The organism is Aquisalimonas sp. 2447, assembly GCF_012044895.1.
GTDB lineage: Bacteria > Pseudomonadota > Gammaproteobacteria > Nitrococcales > Aquisalimonadaceae > Aquisalimonas.
Map to the genome: position 1 here is coordinate 667393 of NZ_CP050695.1, position 18247 is coordinate 685639.

General features: G+C 66.0%; 16 protein-coding genes. 5 read left to right on the plus strand and 11 right to left on the minus strand.

Annotation, left to right across the window (positions count from 1 at the left end):
• From KU884_RS03035 to KU884_RS03045, 3 genes are all read left to right on the plus strand, one after another.
• Entirely contained in the window at nt 1-1410 is a 1410-nt protein-coding gene (locus KU884_RS03035; RefSeq protein WP_167781236.1) for a TonB-dependent receptor, read from the plus strand.
• 107 nt (nt 1411-1517) lie between these two features.
• A complete protein-coding gene (locus KU884_RS03040) occupies nt 1518-2309 on the plus strand; it encodes a hypothetical protein (protein WP_167781237.1) in 792 nt (263 codons plus the stop codon).
• Between the two features lie 181 nt (nt 2310-2490).
• A complete protein-coding gene (locus tag KU884_RS03045; RefSeq protein WP_167781238.1) occupies nt 2491-4494 on the plus strand; it encodes a hypothetical protein in 2004 nt (667 codons plus the stop codon).
• Nucleotides 4495-4518: 24 nt separating this feature from the next.
• Here the strand turns inward: KU884_RS03045 and KU884_RS03050 are convergent, their stop codons facing one another.
• The 4 genes from KU884_RS03050 to KU884_RS03065 all read right to left on the minus strand — a co-directional run bounded on the left by KU884_RS03050 (nt 4519) and on the right by KU884_RS03065 (nt 8687).
• On the minus strand, nt 4519-5745 hold the full coding sequence (locus KU884_RS03050) for an acetyl-CoA carboxylase biotin carboxylase subunit family protein (protein ID WP_167781239.1): 1227 nt from the start codon (nt 5743-5745) through the stop codon (nt 4519-4521).
• A 150-nt stretch (nt 5746-5895) separates the two neighbouring features.
• Nucleotides 5896-6453, minus strand: a complete 558-nt coding sequence (locus KU884_RS03055; protein ID WP_167781240.1) for a hypothetical protein — start codon at nt 6451-6453, stop codon at nt 5896-5898.
• Nucleotides 6454-6530: 77 nt separating this feature from the next.
• A complete protein-coding gene (locus tag KU884_RS03060) occupies nt 6531-7442 on the minus strand; it encodes a bile acid:sodium symporter family protein (protein WP_167781241.1) in 912 nt (303 codons plus the stop codon).
• A gap of 249 nt (nt 7443-7691) precedes the next feature.
• Nucleotides 7692-8687: a nitronate monooxygenase family protein gene (locus tag KU884_RS03065; RefSeq protein ID WP_167781242.1), complete on the minus strand. Its 996-nt coding sequence runs from the start codon at nt 8685-8687 to the stop codon at nt 7692-7694.
• Between the two features lie 173 nt (nt 8688-8860).
• Between KU884_RS03065 and KU884_RS03070 the strand changes: the two genes are divergently transcribed.
• Nucleotides 8861-10849 carry an acetoacetate--CoA ligase gene (locus KU884_RS03070; RefSeq protein ID WP_167781243.1) on the plus strand — a complete coding sequence of 663 codons (1989 nt, stop codon included), beginning with the start codon at nt 8861-8863 and terminating at the stop codon, nt 10847-10849.
• A 37-nt stretch (nt 10850-10886) separates the two neighbouring features.
• On the opposite strand, the gene KU884_RS03075 is transcribed toward KU884_RS03070, so the two are convergent.
• The 5 genes from KU884_RS03075 to KU884_RS03095 form a co-directional block, all read right to left on the minus strand.
• Nucleotides 10887-12068, minus strand: a complete 1182-nt coding sequence (locus KU884_RS03075) for an acetyl-CoA C-acetyltransferase (RefSeq protein WP_167781244.1) — start codon at nt 12066-12068, stop codon at nt 10887-10889.
• Between the two features lie 150 nt (nt 12069-12218).
• Nucleotides 12219-14132, minus strand: coding sequence for an ATP-dependent zinc metalloprotease FtsH (gene ftsH, locus KU884_RS03080; protein WP_167781245.1), 1914 nt, complete (start codon nt 14130-14132; stop codon nt 12219-12221).
• 120 nt (nt 14133-14252) lie between these two features.
• Nucleotides 14253-14744 carry a hypothetical protein gene (locus tag KU884_RS03085; RefSeq protein WP_167781246.1) on the minus strand — a complete coding sequence of 164 codons (492 nt, stop codon included), beginning with the start codon at nt 14742-14744 and terminating at the stop codon, nt 14253-14255.
• Nucleotides 14745-14754: 10 nt separating this feature from the next.
• Nucleotides 14755-14931 carry a PLDc N-terminal domain-containing protein gene (locus KU884_RS03090; protein WP_167781247.1) on the minus strand — a complete coding sequence of 59 codons (177 nt, stop codon included), beginning with the start codon at nt 14929-14931 and terminating at the stop codon, nt 14755-14757.
• Between the two features lie 3 nt (nt 14932-14934).
• A complete protein-coding gene (locus KU884_RS03095; RefSeq protein WP_167781248.1) occupies nt 14935-15468 on the minus strand; it encodes a hypothetical protein in 534 nt (177 codons plus the stop codon).
• Between the two features lie 165 nt (nt 15469-15633).
• Between KU884_RS03095 and KU884_RS03100 the strand changes: the two genes are divergently transcribed.
• The gene (locus KU884_RS03100) at nt 15634-16233 is read left to right on the plus strand and encodes a gamma-glutamylcyclotransferase (protein WP_167781249.1); all 600 of its coding nucleotides are present in this window, start codon (nt 15634-15636) and stop codon (nt 16231-16233) included.
• On the opposite strand, the gene KU884_RS03105 is transcribed toward KU884_RS03100, so the two are convergent.
• Together KU884_RS03105 and KU884_RS03110 are read right to left on the minus strand one after the other, a co-directional pair.
• Nucleotides 16205-17554, minus strand: a complete 1350-nt coding sequence (locus tag KU884_RS03105; protein WP_167781250.1) for an ATP-binding protein — start codon at nt 17552-17554, stop codon at nt 16205-16207. The two genes, KU884_RS03100 and KU884_RS03105, sit on opposite strands and share 29 nt — an antisense overlap.
• Nucleotides 17551-18237, minus strand: coding sequence for a response regulator transcription factor (locus KU884_RS03110; RefSeq protein ID WP_167781251.1), 687 nt, complete (start codon nt 18235-18237; stop codon nt 17551-17553). Before KU884_RS03110 ends, KU884_RS03105 begins: the two co-directional genes overlap by 4 nt.
• Between the last annotated feature and the right edge of the window lie 10 nt (nt 18238-18247).

An 18247-nucleotide genomic window follows, 5' to 3' on the forward strand; every position in this document is an offset into this window, starting at 1 on the left:
ATGGCCGCCCGCGATACGGAGCTCACCACTGACCAGAAAGCCCTGGCCATCAACCTGGACAAGTTCAAGTTCGGCTCCATCGTGGAAATCGGCGCCGGCCAGGAAGTGGCGCGGCGGTTTTTCTCGGTGGGCGCGGCCGCCGGGACGGTGGCCAAGACCATGTCCGCCTACGACATGGCCGTCAGCGACGACATCTACGGCCCGGTGGACCGCTACGTCAGCCGCGCCCGGCTGATGCAGATGCTGGACAAGGAGTTCAGCCAGGTGGTCAACCGGCTCACCGACGTCCGGCCCCGCAATTCCACGTTCTTCGCTTATGCGGCCACGGTGACCGCCCGCAGCTTCAAGCAGCAGAACGAGTGCCACGGCTGGGTGGGGATCCGCGCGCAGTTCCACCCCGGTGCTGCTCCCAGCGACATCGTGCTGCACGTGCGCATGCTGGACCAGGACAACGCCCAGCAGGCCGACGCCCTGGGCATTCTGGGCGTGAACCTGATTCACGCGGCTTTCTACTACCACAACCGCCCGGAGGACATCATCGACAGTCTTCGGGACGAACTCGGCACCGACCGCATCGAGGTGGACGTGGTCCACTTCTCCGGGCCGTACTTCGAGGAGGTGGACAACCGCCGCATGAACGTGCAGCTCATCCGCAGCTGGCTCACGCGGGCGGTGATCTTCAATCCCGACGGCAATGTGGTGGTGCCGGGGGAGCTGTTCTTCCGCAAGCCGGTGCTGGTGATCCGCGGCCTGTTCAAGCCGGTGACCAAGGTCAACGCGGACATGATGCTGGCGGGGCAGCAGCAGTTCGACAAGCTCGCCGCCGTGGACCACGACGACACCGTGTCCCTGGCGGAGGTCACCATGAGTTCGCCGACGGCCGCGGACGAAACCGATGACGCCGACTTGCTGGAGCGCGCGGATCTGCTCGCCGCCCTGGGCTACACGGTGATGATCTCCGATTACGTACGCTTCTTCCGCCTGCGCGCCTACCTGCGCCGCTACACCCAGAAACCCATCGGCATCGTGCTCAGCGTGCGCGATTTCGGCACCCTGTTCGACGAGAAGTACTACGAAGGCGTCGAGGGCGGCATCCTGGAGGCCTTCGGCAAGCTGTTCCCGGACAACACCCAGGTGTATGTGTATCCCTCGCGCCGGGACGGCGAGACCGAAACCACGACCCTGCACAACGTCCAGGTGCCGGGGCACCTGCGGCATCTGCTCGCTCACCTGGTGGAGAACGGCAAGCTGCAGGCCGTCGAGCCCACTGACGAAAGCTGGCTGCACATCGATGCCGGCGAGGTGCTCCACGGCGTGCGCCAGGGGCGCGGGGCGTGGGAGGAGGCCGTGCCGGCACCGGTGGCCGAGACCATCATCCAGCGTCGCCTGCTGGGCTTCGACAGGGACTGAGAACCGCCCCTGGCGCTGATCGGAGACACGCTGCCTGATTGCCGTGGGCGGGGTATCATTCGCACCGCGACACTGTTGCTTCATGTTTCCGTATCGGAGGCCATGCCATGACCACGCCGTTTTCCCTGCGCCCCGTTGCCGCGGGCGCCATCATGTCCACAGTTGCCCTGGCCGGTTTCACGGCCCCGGCCCATTCCCAGGAGCGCCCCCTGCTGGTGGAGCGCGCCACCGTGCTGCCCGCCGGCGAGGCGGCGGTGTTCGGGCATCTTGCTTATGAGATCGGGCGGGAGGCCCCTGGTGGCCTCGAATATGACAACGCGCGGCTCGGCCCGTTTGGAGCACGCTTCGGGCTTGGTGATCGCGTTGAGGTCGGCGGCTCTCTTACGGCCAACATCAACGATGAGGATGACATCGGTGCACCGGACAATTCGGGGCTCGAGGGGCTGACCGTCTACGGCAAGATCGCGGCCAACGACTACATTGCCGTGACTACGGGCCTGACGGCTGCCGGCTCGAACGACGTCGGTCCATATCCCAATGATGGCCTCGACTTCTTCGTCAACCTGCCCATGCAGCGGCCACTGGGTGTTGGCCTCCTCTACGGCGAACTTGGCTATACGGTGCAGGACAGTGACGTCGGCGGCAGTTTCGTCAATTACGGAATCGGCTATTCCGTGCCCATGAACGAAGAACTTTCGCTGAACGCCGAGCTTGTAGGCGAGGAAGCCGGAGGCACAGTTGACGGATTTAATCCGCGCAACGGGAACAGCATGAGCCTGGTCCTCGGCGGCAATTTCCAGCCGCAACGCAACATGGACATTGCCCCTTACGTCTCCATGGGTCTCTACGATGCAGCGCCCAGCGTCGCCCTGGGGGCTTCTTTCGAGATGCGCATGTAACCCGGCCGGGCCACCTGGCCATGCTCGTGAACCCCGGCTGCCGCGCCCGCGGCTCCGGGGTTTTTCGGTCAAGCCCTGTGGACATGGTGCCCCGCCAAGGCCACTATGCAGGCGAGGGTGGTCGTGACCCGAGCCGGATGTCCGGTCCGCGGGCACATCCGCCGCGACGACAAGGGCCATCATGACCGAAGGCAACAGCGAGCAGCAGCAGCGGCTCGATCGATTCGCGCAGCGCCTGGATCAGGCCTGCGAACGGCTGGCGCGCACGTCTGCGTTTGCCAAGTTTACCCACAGCTCCGAGGTCATCGAGGCCGCCCGCCGGCTGCTGGCGGAGCCGGGTGGCGCAGAAGCGGTTTACCACCGCATCGGTGCACTGGACGCCGCCGGTATCTTCTCCGGCAGCGACTGGGAAACCCCGGAGCTGCTGCAGCCGGAGATGGCGGCCAACACCCTGAAGCTGAGCAGCGATCACATGCTGATCCTGGAATGCCTCAGCGAGCTGCGCATGGTGGCCATCATTGAGGGCGAGCTGCCACCGGAGCGGTTGTCCCCCGAGGATGCGCGACACTTCCTGGCCAAGGTGCTCGCCCTCAACGTGCACCTGGTCTTCGGTGAGCTCAACGAGGCAGAGCGCGTGCGTCTGGGCCGGCACGCCAGCATGGTGCGCCAGCACCAGCGATTCGTGCTGGAGCGCGTGGGTTTCGATGCGGTGGTGGAGGAGCTGATCACCGAGATCTGGCGCATCCTCCAGCAGCGGCCCATCCAGCTGGACAACGTCAAGGAGATGATCACCAACGTCGCGGTGTACCTGAACAGCGACGCACCGGGTGTGCCCATGGCCAGCACGCGCGGCGCCGAGCGCCTGATCAGTGCACTGTACGGCCCCACCCGGGCCAGTCAGGAAGACCCCGGCCTTGATGCGTTCATCCAGCGCCTGCAGAGCATGGACGATCAGACCCTGCGCAACGAGGCCCTGGGCTTCGGCCGCGCCATGCACGACACGGGTCTGGTGTCGCCGTACCACGCCACGTTCCTGCGTTTCGTCCTGGACAATGCCCCTGACCTGGTGCCATCCACGCTGGGGCTCAGCAGTACCGGCGTCGAGGTGCTGGGGAGTTACAGTGAGCTGGTGCACCGCCTGATCCGCGAGGCCATCTGGCCGGAAACCGCCGATGCCATTTACGGGCTGGCGGGTCTGCTGGAACGCGGCGTGCTCTACCACGGGCCGGTGCCGCCGGCGCTGTGGCGCCAGATCCACCTGAATCTGTCCGACGATGCCCAGCGGCTGCTGGCGCATACCGAGTTCGCCGGCGGGCCGTCCGCACGGGTGCGGCTGCTGGCGGGCGTCATCAGCATGCTGGGCCGGCCCCTGGGCATCGGCCAGGGGGACAATCCCACCTGCCAGTCAGCCCGGGCACTGTCCATGTGGTCCACCAACGACCCGGACTATCTGTTGCAGGTGGTGGCCTGGGCCGCCCGCGACAGTGATGTGATCACCCACTTCGAAGGTCATGCATTGTCGTCGTCGGGACTGGCTGCACGGCAGCCACCGCAGCCCCTGTGGGACGTGGATCCGGTGTCGGCGGTCACGGTGCCTCACCTGGACGCGCTGTACATGGAGATGGGGCGTTTGTGCGTGGGCCGCGGCGAGGATCCACACCGCTGGGTGAACCCGGAGTTCCACGGCTGGTGGGTAGGCCGCGGGTTCGCCATCGTCGTGGACGTGGCCACCGGCATGCTGGTGGACCAGGAAGGCTTCGTGTGCCGCTTCTACGCTTGCTACCACCCGCTCTACAACGGCAATAACCCGGTGATCCACTCGCAGCCGGCAGGCATCGCCGTGACCGATGCCACCGCCCGCTTCATCGGCTGGCACGCCATTTCCATCGAACGGGTGGGCTTCGATCCCGAGGGCGTCATGCGGGTGTATTTCTTCAACCCCAACAACGACAGTACCCAGGACTGGGGCAACGGCGTGGTGGTCTCCACGGAAGGGGCCGGGGAGTATCACGGCGAGTCGTCACTGCCGTTCGAGGAGTTTGTCTCCCGGCTCTACATCTTTCACTACGATCCCCGTGACGAGGCCCAGGGCGTGGAGGTGCCGGAGGAGGCCATGGCGCGCATTCATGCCATGGTTGCCGATAGCTGGGGAGCGGACCGCCAGGCGCCCGCGGAGGACGCCTGACGGTCGCATTGCGGCTGGATCGTCCTAGACGTAGAAGTCCAGGTCTTCCTGGTGTTTCAGCAGATCCCGCAGCTTGTGCGGGTTGTCCCCGAAGAAGTACACCAGCCCCCAGTGCGTGCCGAAGGCCGTGCGTTTGGTGACGGTCTCTTCCAGCGGCGGGGTCAGCTCGTGGTACTCGAAGTACTCATGATTCTCGGTCTCCTCCGGAATCTCCAGCTTCGAGACCACGCGCCGGCGGGGATACACGCCGAAGCAGCCGGCGTGGCCCTTGGCGTCCTGTACCGGCGTCGGGAAAAAGGCCTCGATCTCTTCCTCGGTGGTCTTGGGATCGAAGCACAGCACCATGCCCTGGTAGGCATTGAAGCCGTAGGCGCGCTCCAGCAGCTCGAACACCTTGAACCCCGGCGGCCGGTAAGCGACTTCGCCGAAGTACATGGTGCCGTCGCTGGTGACGAAGTACTCCGGGTGGATGAAGCCGAACTCGATGTCGAAGGTCTTGATCAGCTTCTCGATTTCCTTGGTGATGAGATTCCGCCAGCTCTCCAGCTCCGGCGTGGCCGGTACGAACACGGAGTAGCCCAGGGTGACGTACTCGGAGATGTTCAGGAAGCGGATCTTGCCGTTGTGGATCCACGCCTCCACGGCGAACTCCCAGCCATCCAGGTGGCTTTCCATGAGCAGCGGATACTCTTCGTCCGGGATGGTGTCGATCTCGTCCGGATGGCGAATCACCCGGTGGCCCAGGCAGCCGGCCTTGTCAAAGGCCTTGAGGTGGATGGGGTCGTCCGGGTCGCCGTCGAGCTTCAGCAGGGTCTGGTTGACGCGCTTGAGGAAGCGGACCACGTCCTCCTTGTCATGGGCCTCCTCGAAAATGCCCACGCGGATGCCGCCGAGCTGGGCGCGGCGCTTCATCAGCGCCTTGTCGCGGAACAGCACCGCCTGGCCGTGGAGGCGCGGGTTGCCCATAAGGACGGCGTTGATGGCGCCGGCCCACTCCACGGTCTCCTCGAACAACGGGATCGCCACGTCCACGCCTTCCTCCTTGAGGCGTTCGGCGATCTCCATGGAGCGGTCGTTCAGGCGTTCGAAATCCCAGGTCATGTGAGGGATTCCGTGCTCCTTGGCATAGTCCTCGGCCCACTCCGGAGCCACGATGATGTAGCGGCGGTCGAAGCGTTCCAGGGCATCGATGCAGTTGATGCTCCATCCCAGGATGGCGACATAGCCCTTGTTCGGATCTTTTTCAGTCATGCGTGCGGCTCCGTTGTGAAAGGGCCCCGCGCCGTGTGGCGTGTTGCCGATGCGCGAGGACGGTAAAGGAATCGCATTCCTTCACGCAGCGTAGCACGCTGTTCGGGTAGGCCCGTATGTTGGGCTGATACAGGACGTACAAGAATTGTTCTAGAACCGGTACCGCAACCCCGCGGTCAGGAAGTTGGATCCGCCCTCCGTGCCGTACAGCCCGAATACCCCGGACCGGTGGTGAAGCCGCGTGACCAGGCTCCAGCGGGGATTGCCCGGTGGGCTGAAGGAGATGTCCGCGTGCATGTAGTGGAGCAGGCGGCGCGTGTTCTCCTCCAGGGGAGGGCGCCGGGTGGCGCGGGACAGGCCCTGGGCGAAGGAGATGCGGGTGTCCAGCCAGTGATTCCACGGGAAGCGCGTCCAGTACACCACCAGCGCGGCGTTCTTCTCCCAGTGGGACTGCTTGCCCCAGTGCCGGACCAGTTGCGCCTCCCCTTCCCACACGACCCCGTCCCACCCGTGTCCGAGGTGGCGACCGAGGATGGCCGCACCCATGTAGGACGGGCCGGTTTCGCCGCCGTCGGCGGCGAGGATGTCGAGAAAACGGCTATCATCGAACTGCCCCGCCAGGGCAGTAACCGACCAGGGTGTTTCGGTCGCGGCGGCCTTGCTGCTCAGCGGCGCCAGCAGCAGCGCCAACAGAAGAAGTTTCACCATCGGTCTTGCGCGTTCCTTCCGTCTGCGTGAGGCAATGCCCTCCAGTATACGGTTGCATGATGCCGCGCAAGGTTCCACTAGCGGGGCGCCACCCCCGCTTCGCTGCCGAGATGCTTCTGGCCGAAGAAAATCAGCGCCGTGGCCGCACCGAACATCAGCAGGCCGTAGATGGCCGAGGGCATGATCATCACGTCCCCGTCCAGGCCGTGAACGCCGTGCAGTAGCGTGCCGGCCACGGCCATGCCCAGCGGCGTATTCTGGATGCCAACCTCGATGCCGATGGTCAGCGCCTGGCGCAGCTTCAGGGCGAGCAGCCAGGCGAGGCCCAGTCCAATGGCGGTCATGATGAGGTTCAGTGCCAGGCTGACTCCGCCGACCATTGGCAGGATGGTGAGCAGATCGTCGCGTTCGGCCCACAGGATGACCAGCACGATGAACAGGAATGCCAGGGCGGCGAAGCGGTCGTAGAGCGGCCCGATGCGCATGGAGAAGCGGGGCGCCAGCCTGCGGATCAGCATGCCCAGGGAGATGGGCACGATGGTGAAGGCAAAGACCCCGAACATGACCTGGAGCACGGGAGTCGGCACGTCATCCGGGGTGGTGCCGACGAAGTAGTTGATCGCCAGAGCAAGCAGCAACGGGATGGTGAACACCACCACGCAGCTGTTCACCGCCGTGAGGGTGATGGACAGGGGCTTGTCGCCCCGGGCGAGGTGGGACACCAGGTTGGACGTGGTGCCGCCGGGGCAGGCCGCCAGGATGATCAGGCCAATGGCCAGCTCCGGCGGCAGGTTCCACGCCAGCGCCAGGAGAAAGCCCACCACGGGCAGCAGGACGACCTGCACGATCAGGCCGGCGACCACCGCGCGCGGGTAGTCCTTGAGACGGATGAAATCCTTCACCCGGAGGGTCATGCCCATGCCGAACATGATCAGGATCAGGGTGATCGGCAGGATGATGTCCACCAGGACGTTAAGGTCGTTCTCCATGCGACTCCTCCGGTCACTGTGTCTCGTTGTGTTCGATACAGACGGCGTGCTGCCCCAGTGCGGATACTACGGTGAAATCCGTTCCTGGGTAAAACGATTGCAGAAAGTGTCAATCGACCTTCATGACCAACCGGCGCCTAGCACAACAAGCCAGCAGGCATTCCCGGGGTGCAGGATCCGGCCGTTATTGATGGATTCATGGTGCCGCGCCCGGGCGGGACGCGGCATCTGGGCGGGAAGTGCCGGGGGTCAGCGACTGTTCAGGGAACGGCCCACCCAGGGGTCGTCGGTGATACGGGCACAAGCCTGGCGGTACTCGTCCTGCAGGCGTGCCACCACATCGGCCGTGGGCTGGACCTCCCGGATGCTGCCCACGCCCTGGCCGGCGCCCCAGATATCCCGCCAGGCCTTGGACTTGTTGCTGCCGCCGGAGCCGAAGGCCATGTTCGCCGGATCGCCCTCGGGCAGAGCGTTGGGGTCCAGGCCGGCGTTGCTGATGCTGCCGGCGAGGTAGTTGCCGTGGACGCCGGTGAAGTAGCTGGTATAGACGATGTCCTTGGCCGAGGACTCGACGATCATGTCCTTGTAGCGCTGATCGGCGTTGGCCTCCTCGGTGGCGATGAAGCGCGTGCCCATGTAGGCCAGGTCCGCCCCCATGGCCTGGGCGGCGAGCACATGATCACCGCGGCTGATGGCGCCGGAGAGGATGATCGGGCCATCGTAGAAACTGCGGATCTCCGAGACCAGGGCGAAGGGGTTGAACGTGCCGGCATGCCCGCCGGCCCCGGTGCATACCAGGATCAGCCCGTCCACCCCGGCCTCGATGGCCTTCTCGGCATGGCGCACGCTGATCACGTCGTGGAACACCAGCCCGCCGTAGGAGTGCACCGCCGGGATCGCTTCCGTGGGGGCGCGCAGGCTGGTGATCACGATGGGCACCTGGTACTTCACGCACATCTCGAGATCGTGTTCCAGGCGGTCGTTGCTCTTGTGCACAATCTGGTTCACGGCGAAGGGCGCGACCCGGGCGTCCGGGTTGGCCGCCCTGTAGTCCGCCAGTTCCGAGGTGATCCGCTGCAGCCACACCTCCAGCTCCTCCGCCGGTCGCGCGTTCAGTGCCGGGAACGAGCCCACAATGCCGGCCTTGCACTGGGCCAGCACCAGGTCCGGGTTGGAGACGATGAACATGGGCGAGCCGATCACCGGCAGGGAGAGATTGTCTTCAAGGATCTTGGGTAGGGTCATGGGCCGTCTCTCTGCAGCGTTCGTTGTTTTCCGGTTACCAGTGGGGTTGCGCGCTCTGGCATGCGCGACCCGGATGATGCCGGAACCTGACAATGGTCCCGGGGACAGGGCAGGGGTATCGTACAGGAAGACACCGAAAATCAGGACCATTACAACGGGAGGAGCCACGACACATGGGCGCGCATAAGCAGCCGGAAGTCCTGTGGTCACCGAGCGCGGAGCGGATTGCCGGGAGCCGGCTCCGGGAGTACATGGACTGGCTGGCCCGGGAGAAGGGGGTGGTCTGCCAGGATTACGACAGCCTCTGGCAGTGGTCCACGGAGCACCTGGAGGATTTCTGGGCGTCCATCTGGGAATACTTCGCCATCCCCCATGCCGCACCCTACGAGAGTGTCCTCCGGGAGCGAGTGATGCCGGGCGCGCAATGGTTCCCCGGCGCCCGGCTGAACATCGCCGAGCAGATCTTCCGTTTCCATGCTGCGGACGGTGATGTGCCCGCAATCTTCTCCCGCTCCGAGTTGCGACCGCTGCAGAGCCTGAGCTGGGACGAACTGAGAAGCCAGGTGGCAAGCGTTGCCACGGCCCTGCGGTCCATGGGCGTGCAGCGGGGCGACCGGGTAGTGGCGTACTTGCCGAATATCCCGGAGACCGTCGTGGCGTTCTTCGCCTGTGCCAGTCTCGGCGCCATCTGGTCCAGTTGCTCGCCGGATATGGGCACCCGCAGCGTGCTGGATCGCTTCCGGCAGATCGACCCGAAGGTTCTGCTCACGGTGGATGGTTACCGCTATGGCGGGACGGACCATGATCGGCGTGAGGTGGTGGAGCAACTCCGCAGTGAGCTGACAACGCTGGAGCACACGGTGTTACTGCCCTATCTGGACGGTGATGCGGACAGGGCAGGGGTATGGTCCTGGGCGGCGCTGCTGGATCACGCCGGGCCCATGGAGTTCGAGCCCGTGCCCTTCGATCACCCGCTGTGGGTGGTGTACTCCTCCGGGACCACCGGTCTGCCGAAGCCCATCGTGCATGGTCACGGTGGAGCGCTACTGGAGACGGTCAAGGGCCACGGTCTGCACCTGGACATGGGACCGACGGACCGTTTCATGTGGCTGACCACCACCGGCTGGATCATGTGGAATTCCCAGATCGGGGGCCTGCTGGTCGGCGCCACCATCTGCCTGTACGACGGCAACCCCGGATATCCGGACCTGAACACCCTGTGGCGCTTTGCCGACGAGACCGACATGACCGTCTTCGGCGCCGGCGCAGCGTTCTTCATGAACTGCCGCAAGGAGACCGTTGAGCCCCGTCGCGTGGCGGACCTGAGCCGGTTACGCACCGTCGGCTCCACCGGGTCGCCTTTACCCGAAGAGGGCTACCGCTGGCTGAGCGATGAGCTGGGTGACGTGCTCATCGCCGCCATCAGCGGTGGCACGGATGTGGCGGCGGCCTTCGTCGGCGCCTGTCCGATTCTGCCCGTGGTCGCCGGCGAGATGCAGTGCCGCTCCCTGGGCGTTGCGGTGCATGCGGCCGATGATCAGGGCAACCTGGTCATGGACGAAGTCGGCGAGCTGGTGGTCACCGAGCCCATGCCGTCCATGCCCATCTATTTCTGGAACGACCCGGACGGTCAGCGCCTGCGGGAGAGCTATTTCGAGATGTACCCCGGCTGGTGGCGGCACGGCGACTGGATCCGGATCACGCCCCGCGGTGGCGCGGTGATCTACGGCCGTTCGGATACCACCATCAACCGCCACGGCATCCGCATGGGCACCGCCGAGATCTACCGGGTGGTGGAGGAGTTCCCCGAGGTGCTGGACAGCCTGGTGGTGGATCTCGAATACCTGGGCCGGGAGTCGTGGATGCCGTGTTTCGTGGTGCTGCGCGAGGGCGCGACCCTGGACGACGATCTCGCCGCGTCCATCAAGCAGGCCATCCGGACCAAGCTCTCCGCCCGTCATGCCCCCAACGAGATCGTGGCGGTGGATGAGATTCCGCGGACGCTGACTGGCAAGAAGATGGAACTGCCCGTCAAGAAGCTGCTGCTCGGCATGCCCCTGGACAAGGCCGCCAACCCGGACGCCATGGCCAACCCGCACAGCCTGGAGTACTACATGGCGTTTGCCCGCAAGCGGAACACCGCTGCGAGCTCAACGGAATGATCCAGCGCCCGGCGTAACCCGGGCGCTGGCCTGCGGGCTACAGCCGCTCGATGATGGTGACGTTGGCCATGCCACCGCCTTCGCACATGGTCTGCAGGCCGTAACGGCCCCCGCGCTGCCGCAGGGCGTGAACCAGCGTGGTCATGAGCTTGGTGCCGGAGCCACCCAGGGGGTGCCCCAGGGCAATGGCGCCGCCGTTGACATTGAGCCGCTCGGGGTCGGCGTCGGTGACCTCCAGCCAGGCCAGTGGCACCGGCGCAAAGGCCTCGTTGACCTCGAACAGATCGATGTCGTTGATGCCCAGCCCCGATTTCTTCAGTGCCTGCTGGGTGGCCGGCAGTGGCGCCTCCAGCATGATCACCGGGTCGTGACCGATGACGCTCATGTGGTGGATGCGTGCCAGGGGGTCGACGCCCAGCGCCTTCAGACCGCGTTCGCTGACCACCATGACACCGCTGGCACCGTCACAGATCTGACTGGCGTTGGCGGCGGTGATGCAGCCACCCTCCTGGAGCGTATCGAGGCTGCTCATGCGGTCCATGGAGGCATCGAAGCGAATTCCCTCGTCGGCGGTGTGGATACCGCCTTCGCCTTCACCATCCTGGGTGCGCACCGCCACCGGCAGGATCTCGTCCTGGAAACGCCCGGCCTCGGTGGCCTTCATGGCGCGCTGGTGACTCTGCAGGGCGTAGCGGTCCAGCTGTTCGCGGTTATGACCGTACTTGTTCGCAATCATTTCCGCGCCCATGAACTGTGTGAATTCCTCCACGTCCGGGTAGCGCTTGTGGATGCCCGGGCTCATGTAGTGCCCCATGCCCGCCTTCTGGTGCAGCTTGATGGTGGAGAACATGGGCACCCGGCTCATGCTCTCCACGCCAGCGGCGATCACGGCATCCATGCTGCCGGCCAGCACCGCCTGAGCGGCGAAGTGCAGCGCCTGCTGGGAGGAGCCACACTGGCGGTCCACGGTGGTGCCGGGGACGGACTCCGGCAGTTTCGACGCCAGCACCGCGTTGCGGCCCACGTTCATGGCCTGCTCGCCGCCCTGGCTGACACAGCCCATGATCACGTCTTCCACCATGGCCGGGTCGGCCCCGGTGCGGTCCACCAGGCCGTTGATCACTTCGGCGGCGAGGTCCGCCGGATGCCAGCCCGAAAGCTTGCCGCCCTTGCGGCCCCCTGCCGTGCGCGTCGCGGCTACGATGTAGGCGTCGGCCATGATGTGATGCCTCCCTCCGGGATGTTTGTATCGCTGTTATCTGGCTGCGTTGGAAAAGCCCGCGCAGTCCGCAAACTTCCGAATCCGAAAGAATGAACGACACGGGCTTTCAGGGGAAGGGGCATTCCGGGGGATCGTCCAGTGTTTCCTTCACGCTTGCTTCCGCGGTGTTTCGAGCACCTCGCGGATCTCCTCGATCTCCAGCGCCTCACGTTCTTCCAGGGCCTGAGCCAGTGCGTCCAGCAGGTGACGGTTGTCCTCCAGGGTCCGGCGGGCGTGATCGGCGATTTCGGTGATGATGCGCCGTACTTCCTCGTCGATGAGCTCGGCGGTGGCTTCGCTGTGCTCCCGCCCCTGAGCCAGTTCCTTGCCCAGGAACACGTGCTGGTCGCTCTGGGGGAAGGCCACCGGTCCCACCTTGGGGCTCATGCCCCAGTGCGCCACCATGCGGCGTGCCAGCTGGGTGGCCTGCTGCAGGTCGTTCTCGGCGCCGCTGCTGACTTCATCGAAAATGATCGCCTCGGACGTGCGGCCGCCCAGCATCACGGCGATGCGGTCGCGCAGATAGGCCTCGCCGTAGTTGTAACGCTCCTCGCTGGGCACCTGTGCGGTGATCCCCAGGGCCTGTCCCCGCGGCACCACGGTGACCTTCTCCAGCGGGTCCGCATTGGGGAGCAGGTAGGCAAGCAGGGCATGGCCGGATTCGTGGTAGGCGACAATGCGCCGTTCGCGGTCCGACAGTGCGCCCTCGCGGCTCTCGCCCAGGAGAATCCGGTCGCGGGCACTGGAAAAGCACTCCCAGTCCACCTCACTGCGACGGTACCTTCCGGCGAGCAGCGCCGCCTCATTGACGAGGTTGGCCAGATCCGCGCCGGAGAAACCGATGGTCACTTCCGCCAGACGCCCCAGGTCCACGTCCTCGGCCAAGGGAACCTTGCGGGTGTGAACCTTCAGAATGGCCTTGCGGGCGTCCCTGTGCGGCCGCTCCAGCGTCAGCTTGCGATCGAATCGGCCGGGGCGCATCAGGGCGGCATCCAGCACGTCCGGCCGGTTGGTCGCCGCCAGGACCACCACGGACTCAGTGGCATCGAAGCCGTCCATTTCGGCAAGGATCTGGTTGAGGGTCTGTTCCCGCTCATCGTGGCCACCGCCCATGCCGGTGCCGCGGGACCGGCCGATGGAGTCGATCTCGTCGATGAACACCACCGCCGGCGCTTCCTGTTTGGCCTGCTTGAACAGGTCGCGGACGCGGGAGGCGCCCACGCCGACGAACATCTCGATGAACTCCGAGCCGCTGATGGAGAAAAACGGCACGCCGGCCTCGCCGGCCACTGCCTTCGCCATGAGAGTCTTGCCCGTGCCCGGCGGTCCCATCATCAGCAGCCCGCGCGGGATCTGTGCTCCCAGGCGCTGGAACCGTGCCGGGTCCTTGAGGAATTCCACCACCTCGACCACGTCTTTCTTGGCGTTGTCGGAGCCCGCCACGTCGTCCAGCGTGACGGTGCTGTCCTCGCGATGAAACTTCTTCGCCTGGGAACGACCGAAGCCGAACGGTCCCCCGCCGGACATGGCGCGCTGCTGCATGCGGTGAAACAGCCAGAACAGCAGCGCGAGAAGCAGGATCCAGGGCAGGGCTCCCACCAGGATTTCCTGCCACCAGGGCGGGTCTGCCGGGCGTGCCGCGATGGTGACGCCGTGTTCCTCCAGGGTCCTCAGCAGCTGGCGATCCTCGATGTCCGGGCGCACGCTCTCGAAGCGCTCCGCCTCGCCGACATCCAGAGCCTCGTGGCCTTCCTCGGTGAGTTCTCCCTCGACGTGCTCGCCGCGCAGGGTGACGGCGGAGACATACCCGGACTCCACCGCTTCGATGAACTCCGAATAGCCCAGCTCGGCGTATTCCTGTTCCTGCAGCGCATCCAGGTAATAGAAGCCGAGCAGTATGCCCAGCGACAGCCACAGGAACAGCAGCCACTGCTGTTGTCGCGGGAGTTGCTCCGCGCCCTGTGCGTCCTGCCAGCCCTTTTGCCGGTTCTGGTTGTCGTTGTCCCGGTTACGCTCCGTCATTGCTCACCCAGCCGGTTGCCCTGTCCTTACTGACCTTCCCAGCAATTCTTGTGTAGACAACCCTGCGTCGATCCTGATCACTGATGTCGTGCTCGTGTTCCAACTCGGTTCTTCTCCCCGCTACTCTTCGCCAATCGGCGCAATCCGGTGGCGTTCGGAGGTGCTGACGACGTCGGCGCAACGACCATCCTGGAAGCAGAAGAGGGAGATCAGATGCGGTTCACCGTGGATGCACAGACCGGTGTCCTGGCAGATCCACACCCGGGGAGAGCCCTTGATCTCCGGCACCTCGGTGGCGGCCTCCGTGGCAATGCGGGAGCGGGCGCTGGCGGCCTCCCGGGCGTCGGCCTCGCGCAGTGCGCCCTCGAGGGCGTGGTTGATACGGCCTTCATGGGGCAGACGGCAGACCAGGGCCACGGCATCCCGTTCGCGCTCCGGGCTAATGTTGATCAGTACGGCGGCATCGTAGGGCGTCAGCAACACGTAGACCGGACCCCGGTAACTGTGGCTGGCGGCGCAGTAGTCGTCCGCGGCTGCGCCGAAGGTCCAGTTGGGCACCAGCAGGCTGAAGTCGGGGGCGATGAAGCTGTTCAGGGTGTACAGGCGCGTCACGGGCTCGTGCCTACTTCGGTCCCAGCAACAGCCAGGCAATCAGGCCGATCACCGGCAGCACCAGCAGGATGACGATCCACAGCGCCTTGGCCGCGGGGCCGGCGGGGCTCTGGGCCGTGCGGATGATGGCCCAGATGACGATGAACAGCCACAGTATGCTGAGGATACCGCCGACTTCGATGCCCATGGGTTACTCCTTGTGTTCGTTGCTTGTGCGCCGGTGGCGGTGACCGCCCCGGCCCTTGTCGCCACCACCAGGCCCCGCTGCCGGCGTGTCCGGGTCAAGCATGATCAGGGGCTGAATCGCCAGGGCATACTCGTCCTCCGGTGGCAGCATCCCCTGGCGCTCCCGTTCCAGAACCTGCTTCACCTGCTCCCGGGCGCCGGCCGGCAGCTCGTCCACCCGTGATTCACCGACCGCGTCGGCGTAGTTGCTCAGGAACTGCACGGCCCGCAAGCGCCGGGTGTGTCCGCCGATGGCGCGGAGCCACAACCGCCGTCGCAGCCAGTCCACGAGAAAGAACGCGATGACGGGGATGATCACGGCGGCGGCCATGAGTGCCGCGTTGGCCATGGCCGGATCCAGATCCAGCTCGCCCAGAGCCACCAGCACCCCGATGATGAGTGCTGCAACCACCACCAGCGTGACCACGCCGGCCTGGATGAACGAGCGAATGCCGAGGCCCAACAGCTTCTGGCGCTCTTCGCGCAGCCAATCGTCCATTGCCTGCCCTCTTGTTCGCTTTCCCTGGTGTTCTACATGGTGGCGAGGGCGCTGTCGATAAAGGGAGCGCGCGGCAGTCTGCCGAAATCGGAGTTTCAGCGGGCCGCCGGAACACTTGCAGCCGGGATGTACAATGGATACCACGATATGCGGAGAGGGTGTTGCATGGTTGTGGATACCAGTGCAGTGAATCGTGGTCGTGCAGTCTTCGCCGACCGGGACAGTCTGTGGCTGTTCGGCTACGGCTCGCTGCTGTACAAGGCGGGATTCCCGTATCTGGAGGCGCGGCCGGCCACGATTACTGGCTGGACGCGCCGTTTCTGGCAGGGCTCCCACGACCACCGCGGCACGCCGGAAGCGCCGGGGCGGGTGGCGACGCTGGTGGAGGATGCCGGCGCGCGGTGTGCCGGCATGGCCTATCGCATTACCCACGAGGTGCTGGAGCCGCTGGATATCCGCGAGAAGAACGGCTATCTGCGTTTCACCACGCCCATGGACTTTCACGACGGGACCATGGAGCAGGGGCTGGTCTATATCGCCACCGAGAGCAACGCCGCGTTCCTGGGGGCTGCGCCTCTGGGGGACATGGCTGCCCATATTGCCCGCTCCATCGGGCCCAGCGGCCCCAACCGCGAGTATCTGCTGGGTGTTGCAGCGGTGCTGCGGGAACTCGGTGTGGACGATCCCCACGTGTTCGCCCTGGAGGACGCGATGCTGGCCTGGGAGGCCGGCGGCGTTACCGGAGCAGGGGAACGCGCAGGCTGATGCGGGCGCCGCCCAGGGGCGAGGTGTCCAGTTCCAGCGTGCCGCTGTAGGCGGCCACCAGATCCGCCACCACGGCGAGCCCGATGCCTTCGCCGGGGTGGCGTGTGTCAGCGCGTTCTCCCCGGCGGGTGACCCGCTCCCGGGCATGCGCCGGAATGCCCGGCCCGTCGTCCTCGACCAGGATCTCCAGTTCCGAGCCGCCGGCCACCGTTGCAGCCACCCGGACCCGGTGTCTGCAGTGGCGCACCGCGTTGTCCAGGACGTTCCCCAGAAGTTCCATCAGTTCGTCCTCCGGGCCGGGAAAGACCACGTCGTCGCCGCAGTCCAGTTCCATGTCCGGCACGGGGGTGCGCTGTCCCGACAGGGCCCGGAGCAGCCGCTCCGCGACAGGCCGCAGCGGTGTGTGCTCGCCCAGCCGTTCGCGGCTGCGGCCCGCTCTGGACAGGTGGTAGCGAACGCTGCCGTCGATACGCTCGACCTGTTCCAGGCCCTCCCGGCTGGCCCCGTGGGTTGCGCCGGTCTCCAGGGTTCCGCGCAGGACCGCCAAGGGCGTCTTCAGGCTGTGAGCCAGGTCCGCCAGGCTGGTCTGGTACTGGCGGCGGCGCTCACGCTCCGCCCGCAAGAGGCGATTGACCCCGTCGGCCAGTGGCACGAGTTCCGGAGGCGCGGCGGCGTCCAGCTGCGCCTTGCGCCCCTGACGAACGTCCCGAAGCTCGCGCACCAGCCGACGCAGCGGCCGTAGCCCCCAGTGCTGCAGCAGGGCCTGACTGAGCAGCAGTCCGACACCGGCGGCGATCAGCCAGCCCCAGAGCGTCCGGCGATAGGCGCTCAGCTCCTCGCGGCTGTCCAGGCGTGACTCTGCCACTTCCACGGTGTACTCCCGGGTGCCGGCGTCCGGATCGCTCCAGCGGACGCCGTAGCCCAGGCTGCGGGCCTGCTCCTGGTTCAGCTCCAGGCGGCCGAAGCGCAGATCGCCGGGGCCGGCGGTTTCTGCCCGTGGCCATTGCAGCCCGCTCAGTGAGCCGGAGCGCCAGGTCACGTCGCCATCGGCGTCACTGATGCGCCCGTACAGTCCACCCCCGGCTTGAGCGAAACGGCCATCGGGCAGATCCCCGGGGATGCGCAGTGCGCCGTCCTCCACCCGGGCCGCCGCCAGCAGCGTGTAGACGTGGTTCTGCAGCCGTTCCCGTTCCGCCTGGGCAAGGCTGCTGCGGAAAGCCTGATCCAGGGCCGCACCGGTGAGCCCGAGGAACAGCACGGCGACCACCAGCGCCCCCAGTAGCAGACGGCGGTGCAGCGAGAGCCCACCATTACTGCTCATTGGTCGTGGTCCGGTGACTGGCGGAGGGTGTAACCCAGACCCCGATGGGTGACCACCGGCTGATGGGCGCCGTCCGGGTCGAGCTTGCGCCGCAGGCGGCGGATGAAGACCTCGATCACGTTGCTGTCCCGGTCGGCCTCGTCCGGGTACAGGTGCTCGGTGAGTTCCTGCTTGGAGATGACCCGCTCCGGGTGCAGGGCCAGGTATTCCAGTAGTCGGTATTCGAACGCGGTGAGGGGGATGGGTGTGTCGTCGAGGCGGACCTGCTTGTTGGCGGTGTCCAGGGTGTAGCCGCCGAAGGGCACCACGGGATGCGCCCAGCCGGCGGCGCGGCGGAGCAGTGCATTGACCCGGGCCAGCAGTTCGGCGGCATGAAACGGTTTGGTCAGGTAGTCGTCGGCGCCGTTCTCCAGCCCGTTGACGCGATCCTGCCAGCCGTCGCGGGCCGTGAGGACCAGCACGGGGAGCCGGCTGCCCTCGCTGCGGATGGTCCGTAGCAGTTCGAGCCCCGAGCGCCCCGGCAGGCCCAGGTCCACCACCGCCAGGTCCAGCGGGTACTCACGGGCCAGGTAGAGGCCGGTGTCGCCGTCCGCGGCCGTGTCCACCACGAACCCCTCGTTGCGGAACTGCTCCGAGAGTTGCTGCAGCAGGGTCTGTTCGTCCTCGACAATCAGCAGGCGCATGACCGCGGCT

What these genes read in the sequence shown, in the direction of transcription:
- KU884_RS03035 (WP_167781236.1), top strand. Translation starts at nt 1, where the DNA reads ATGGCCGCCCGCGATACGGAGCTCACCACTGACCAGAAAGCCCTGGCC.
- KU884_RS03040 (WP_167781237.1), top strand. Translation starts at nt 1,518, where the DNA reads ATGACCACGCCGTTTTCCCTGCGCCCCGTTGCCGCGGGCGCCATCATG.
- KU884_RS03045 (WP_167781238.1), top strand. Translation starts at nt 2,491, where the DNA reads ATGACCGAAGGCAACAGCGAGCAGCAGCAGCGGCTCGATCGATTCGCG.
- KU884_RS03050 (WP_167781239.1), bottom strand. Translation starts at nt 5,745, where the DNA reads ATGACTGAAAAAGATCCGAACAAGGGCTATGTCGCCATCCTGGGATGG.
- KU884_RS03055 (WP_167781240.1), bottom strand. Translation starts at nt 6,453, where the DNA reads ATGGTGAAACTTCTTCTGTTGGCGCTGCTGCTGGCGCCGCTGAGCAGC.
- KU884_RS03060 (WP_167781241.1), bottom strand. Translation starts at nt 7,442, where the DNA reads ATGGAGAACGACCTTAACGTCCTGGTGGACATCATCCTGCCGATCACC.
- KU884_RS03065 (WP_167781242.1), bottom strand. Translation starts at nt 8,687, where the DNA reads ATGACCCTACCCAAGATCCTTGAAGACAATCTCTCCCTGCCGGTGATC.
- KU884_RS03070 (WP_167781243.1), top strand. Translation starts at nt 8,861, where the DNA reads ATGGGCGCGCATAAGCAGCCGGAAGTCCTGTGGTCACCGAGCGCGGAG.
- KU884_RS03075 (WP_167781244.1), bottom strand. Translation starts at nt 12,068, where the DNA reads ATGGCCGACGCCTACATCGTAGCCGCGACGCGCACGGCAGGGGGCCGC.
- ftsH (WP_167781245.1), bottom strand. Translation starts at nt 14,132, where the DNA reads ATGACGGAGCGTAACCGGGACAACGACAACCAGAACCGGCAAAAGGGC.
- KU884_RS03090 (WP_167781247.1), bottom strand. Translation starts at nt 14,931, where the DNA reads ATGGGCATCGAAGTCGGCGGTATCCTCAGCATACTGTGGCTGTTCATC.
- KU884_RS03095 (WP_167781248.1), bottom strand. Translation starts at nt 15,468, where the DNA reads ATGGACGATTGGCTGCGCGAAGAGCGCCAGAAGCTGTTGGGCCTCGGC.
- KU884_RS03100 (WP_167781249.1), top strand. Translation starts at nt 15,634, where the DNA reads ATGGTTGTGGATACCAGTGCAGTGAATCGTGGTCGTGCAGTCTTCGCC.
- KU884_RS03105 (WP_167781250.1), bottom strand. Translation starts at nt 17,554, where the DNA reads ATGAGCAGTAATGGTGGGCTCTCGCTGCACCGCCGTCTGCTACTGGGG.
- KU884_RS03110 (WP_167781251.1), bottom strand. Translation starts at nt 18,237, where the DNA reads ATGCGCCTGCTGATTGTCGAGGACGAACAGACCCTGCTGCAGCAACTC.